At 66.3% G+C, this 2,083-nt stretch carries 1 protein-coding gene and 1 pseudogene; both read left to right on the forward strand.

Translation table 11 applies throughout. From position 1 onward, the window contains the following. Positions 1–444, forward strand: a 444-nt coding sequence (locus ACIOJE_RS41105) for a tyrosine-type recombinase/integrase (protein WP_400783796.1), incomplete at its 5' end; no start/stop codon positions are given. Positions 445–995: 551 nt separating this feature from the next. Continuing rightward, positions 996–2,083, forward strand: a pseudogene (locus tag ACIOJE_RS41110) (site-specific integrase); the annotation flags it as partial.

Raw genomic sequence — 2,083 nt, forward strand, 5'->3', positions numbered from 1 at the left:
GTCGTCCGGCGCGATACCAACACCAACGGGGCCCTCGCGAAGTCGAGGAGGTCCAGGTGGATCCCGGTCTCGCTTGGAACCGTTGGGTCCTACGGTGACTACCAGTACGAGCGGGACGAGGTCCCTGCGGCAGCCGACATCGACATGGTGTTCGTGAACCTCTTCGCCGCCCCGCTCGGCGGGCCCATGAAGTACGCCAACACCTACGAGCTGTTCAAGCGCCTCGCCAAGCTGGCCGGCCTGGACGCGCACCCCCACATGGTCCGCCACGGCACCATCACCCGCTGGATCAAGGACAAGATGCCGCGCGACACCGCGCAGGACTTCGCCGGTCACATCTCCGAGCACTCGATGAACGTCTACCTGCACACCACCAACGAGGAGAAGCGAGAGCAGGCCCGCCGGGTTCACGATCTCCAAGCCGCCCGGAGGACGACCACATGAGCACGGCGCATGCACCCATACCAATCACACGGGGCTCCGGCGGGTCCTCGCTGCTTCCCGGCTGGACCCGGTGGCTCCGCGACAGGATCGACCCCAACTGGCGGCCCGGCGAATGGAACCCCGACGCGCTGCTGTTCACCGCAAGCCCGGACAACCCGCTCAGCAGGGCGTTCCTGTGCCGGACCGCGGCCTGCCCCACCGTAAGCCCCACCAGGCGGTGTCAGTCCTGCACCATCGCGTTCAAGAGGAGCGAGCAGAACGCCGCGGAGTTCGATTCCACGTACCAACCGACGTTCCGATTCAGGGCCGGATTCCACAACGGAGTCTGCGTCGCCGCTGGCGGTACGTGCCGCCGGGAGAAGATCTCCACTGGCTTGTGCCGAGGCCACAGCGGACTCTGGAACCAGCACCGAAGGAAGGACTCGGGGCTGGTCCTGAGCGAGTGGGCAAGCAGTCAGAAGCCCTACCAGGCGCGGGCCGAGTGCGTCGTCGCCGGATGCGGGCACGAGGAGCTCAGCAACGGTTTGTGCCAGGCCCACGTACGTCGGTGCATGACCGACCTCGCCGCTCGCGGTCTGCCCTGGAACATGGAGCAAGCCACGAGCTGGGCCTCATGTGAGTTGCCGTACCTTGGCGCTCACCAGTTCTCGCTGGCCAATCTGAGCGAGACCGTTCGGCTGGAACTCCTCTATACCCTCCAGCGGCGCGACGCTCAGGAACGGACGCTTGAGGCCGACCCCGTGCGGTTCACGGCGATGCAGTACGGAGGTTGGTCAAGCCTGGCCCTCTACGACGGAAACTTCACGGCCCGCGCCACCAGCACCGTCAAGGGCGGCGCGCGAAGGTCGACGCGGGATGCATTCCTGCAATCGGTCAGGGTCGAGGTCATGAGAGGCCTGTGGGAATTCCAGGGCATCGACCCGATGGACCGCCTCCAGTGGGACTTGCGGATCGCCGGCGTCAGGTCCCGCTCCAGCGAGAGCGGACGCGTTGTTCGCCCGAGCACCGTCGACTTCGCTGTCATCCGGCAGCCGTGGTTGCGGGATGCCGCGATGGAATGGGCTCGGACCACCAGGCCGGACGGGGCAAAGCTCCAGGACCGGGTCCGGGCCTGCGAACTGGCTTCACGGACTCTGAGCCACCGACCGGGCGGCAGCGCCGAGCCCAACCAGCTGGGCTTCGCCGACATGACCGCCGTCTTCGAGAACTTCGTGCAGCTCCGCAAGGACGACGGCGAGCTCTACTCCCATCAGCGGCGGCGCCAGCTGTTCTCCTCCCTCGTCGAGATCGTCGACTTCGGACGCCTCGCCGGGCAGCTCGACACCCTTCCAGCCGCCTTCTCCCGGCACCCAAAGCACCACTCGATCAAGAACGTGATCAAGGACGAAGACGACATGGGCAAGGCACTGCCCGAATCCGTCATCGACCAGCTGGACCGAAACCTTGGCAGCATCGGCACGCAGAACCCGTACGGCGCGATGGCACCGGAGGACATCCACCTGATGTTCCGGACCGCCTACATACTCCTGCGCGACACGGGACGCCGGCCGCACGAGATCGCCGGCGCGCGGTTCGAATGTCTGGAACGCGATGGCGACGAATGGCAGCTGATCTGGGACAACCGGAAGGCCAGACGGCT

This window comes from Kitasatospora sp. NPDC087861, assembly GCF_044742585.1.
Classification (GTDB): domain Bacteria; phylum Actinomycetota; class Actinomycetes; order Streptomycetales; family Streptomycetaceae; genus Kitasatospora.